At 60.2% G+C, this 2997-nt stretch carries 2 protein-coding genes; one reads left to right on the top strand and one right to left on the bottom strand.

Annotated features, from left to right (window positions below; all coding sequences use genetic code 11):
• On the top strand, window positions 1-1737 hold a 1737-nt coding region (gene aspS, locus AB4043_RS20630), incomplete at its 5' end, for an aspartate--tRNA ligase (protein ID WP_442307947.1).
• A gap of 251 nt (window positions 1738-1988) precedes the next feature.
• On the opposite strand, the gene rbsK is transcribed toward aspS, so the two are convergent.
• A complete protein-coding gene (gene rbsK, locus AB4043_RS20625) occupies window positions 1989-2894 on the bottom strand; it encodes a ribokinase (protein WP_442302174.1) in 906 nt (301 codons plus the stop codon).
• Window positions 2895-2997 lie beyond the last annotated feature (103 nt).

Here is a 2997-nt window from a genome sequence, read left to right as displayed (position 1 = left end):
GACCTGATCTTTCTGGACCTGCGCGACCGTACCGGCATCACCCAGGTGGTGCTCGACAAGTCGCTCTCCGGCCATGACGCGCTGGCCAAAGCCGAGGCCGCGCGTCCTGAGTACGTCATCGCCGCCCTCGGCAAGGTTCGCCTGCGCGAGGAATCGCTGGTCAACCCTAAGATGCCGACCGGCGAGATCGAGGTGCTGGCTACCGAGCTGCTGATTCTGAACGACGCCAAGACGCCGCCCTTCTCGCCGGCCGATGACGCCATTCAGAATGAAGAGATGCGGTTGAAGTACCGCTACATCGACCTGCGCCGCGCCGAGATGCAGCAGAACTTCCTCGTGCGCCACAAGGTCAACCAGGCCATCCGCCAGACGCTCTCCGACGAAGGCTTCCTCGAGATCGAGACTCCGTTCATGACGCGCTCCACCCCGGARGGCGCACGTGATTACCTGGTTCCCTCTCGCGTCCATCCCGGCACCTTCTATGCGCTGCCGCAGTCGCCGCAGATCTTCAAGCAGATCCTGATGATCTCGGGCTTCGACCGCTACTTCCAGATCGCCCGCTGCTTCCGCGACGAAGATCTCCGCGCCGACCGCCAGCCGGAGTTCACCCAGATCGACCTGGAGATGACCTTCCCCACGCAGGATCAGGTCTTTGCTGTCGTCGAGCGCTTCCTCACCGCCTCCTTCTCGGCCGTGGGCGAGACCATCAATACCCCCTTCCTGCGTATGAGCTACGACGAGGCCATCCGCAAGTACGGTATCGACAAGCCCGACATGCGCCTGCCGGCGATGGCCGATCTGACCGACGTGCTGACGCCCGAGCTGCGCACCACCCTCAAGATCGAGCAGAAGCTGCCCGTGCTCGGCTTTGTGATTCCTTCGGTCGGCGAGCTCTCCAGCACTGCCCGCAAGTCGCTGCTCAGCGAGGTTCGCGCCTCGTTCGGCGATAGCGGTCTTGACCTGCTCGACCTCGTCCGCCTGCGTACCGCCGAGCAGTTCGTTCCGCTGGCCGATGCTATCTCTGAGAAGCTGAACGCCGAGCTCGTTGCCTTCAACGGATCGAGCCTCACGCCCAATGATCTGGCAGTGGTCGTCACACCCAAGCTGGAAACGCCGGAGATGTGGAACTTCGATCGCCAGTGGATCTGGAAGCGTGTTGGCCAGCTTCGCCTGGAACTGGCGAAGAAATACGCCGACAAGCACGGTCTTTTCGAGAAGAAGGGCACGCCCGACGACTACAAATTCCTCTGGGTCACCGACTTCCCCATGTACGAGTGGAACGAGGAGAAGAAGATCTGGGACGCTGCGCATCACCCGTTCACCTCACCGCACGAAGAGGACATCATCTCCGGAGCTCTCTTTAATGACAAGGGAGCCGTACGGGCCTCGGCGTACGACGTAGTGCTCAACGGTCTGGAGCTGGGTTCGGGCTCTATCCGTATCCATCGCAAGGACGTACAGGCTGAGATCTTCCGTTCGCTGGGCATGAGCGATGAAGAGGCCAAGGAGCGCTTCGGTTTCTTCCTCGATGCGCTGGAGTACGGCACGCCTCCGCACGGCGGCATCGCCCTCGGCATCGATCGCATCGTCATGCTGCTGGCCGGCGCACAAAGCCTGCGCGAGGTCATCGCCTTCCCCAAGACAGCAAAGGCCATCGACCTGATGGTCGACGCTCCCAGCCACGCCACCGACATGCAGTTGAAGGAGCTTCACCTGCGGCCTACGGTGCGCAGCTAGGTAAGGTCAAAGGAAACAACATAAAACCCGCCCTTTGTAGGGCGGGTTTTATGTTGTCTATCTAAGCCCATACACTGGGTGCCCCATCCATCGCATATCGGGGTCCCCGACGAACTTGTTCGTTGGGGTGATAGCGCGATGGGTGGGATATTCGCGACTTCGCTATGAAATAACAAAAGACGATTCGAGCTTCGCTCGAACACCCCCACCCATTGCTTCGCAATGGATGGGGCACCCACTGTACGGGCTATCTAACTACTACGCCCCAACAAATCCTCTACCTCATCCCTGGAAGGCATTGACACCTGCGCACCTAAACGCGTCACTGAGATCGCAGCAGCTGCATTCGCATACCGCGCCGCCGCCTGTGGCGAATCCCCCTCCAGCAATCGCACCGCAAACGCCCCATTGAAGCAATCCCCTGCAGCCGTGGTGTCTACAGCCTTTACTGCAAACGCAGGCACCAGCGTCGCCTCACAATCAGCGCCCATCAGAAACGCTCCGCGCTCGCCCAGCTTCAGCGCCACATTGCGGCATCCCATCGCCAACAATCGCTCAGCCGTTTGCTGTGGCTCCATCGAGCCTGCAACCAGCTGCGTCGCCTCAGTCTCATTCGGAGTCAACCATGTCACCACACGCAACAACTCCGTCGGCAATGCAGCAACAGGAGCGGGATCAAGGATGACTGCAATGCCGGCCTTGTGTGCAGCCTGCGCCGCAGCAACCACCGCATCCATCGGGATCTCGAGTTGCAGCAGGACGACACCTGCCTCTGCAAACTCCTGCGCTCTGATATCCGCTGCTGTTACTAAACCATTCGCGCCTGGTTGTACGACAATCGCATTCTGTCCATCGGAGGAGTGAGTAATTACTGCCAGACCCGAAGGCCCTTCACTCACCTGGACACCGGTCACATCCACCTCGGCTTCATCCAGTCCGTCCAGCAGCGCACCCCCATAGTTGTCGCTACCGACGCGGCCCACCATACGCACCCAAGCTCCCAGCCTGGCTGCCGCAACAGCCTGGTTTGCGCCTTTACCACCCAGCAGGGACTCGTATCCGCTGCCACGAACCGTCTCACCGGCAAGCGGAATGCGCTCCGCATGCACGACAAGATCCAGGTTGAGACTTCCAATCACCAGCACCGACTTCTGCACGAACCTCATCCTAGAGCATTTTTTCTGTTGCTGGGTATCCCGGAAGGAGCGTGCAGTGGCGTTTTCATTGCGGAAAACGCCCATAGATGCACAAGCTCTACAC

The organism is Terriglobus sp. YAF25 (assembly GCF_052113305.1).
Classification (GTDB): domain Bacteria; phylum Acidobacteriota; class Terriglobia; order Terriglobales; family Acidobacteriaceae; genus Terriglobus.
Note: the sequence above shows the minus strand (reverse complement) of the source record. Positions and strands in the feature narration are given on the sequence as shown.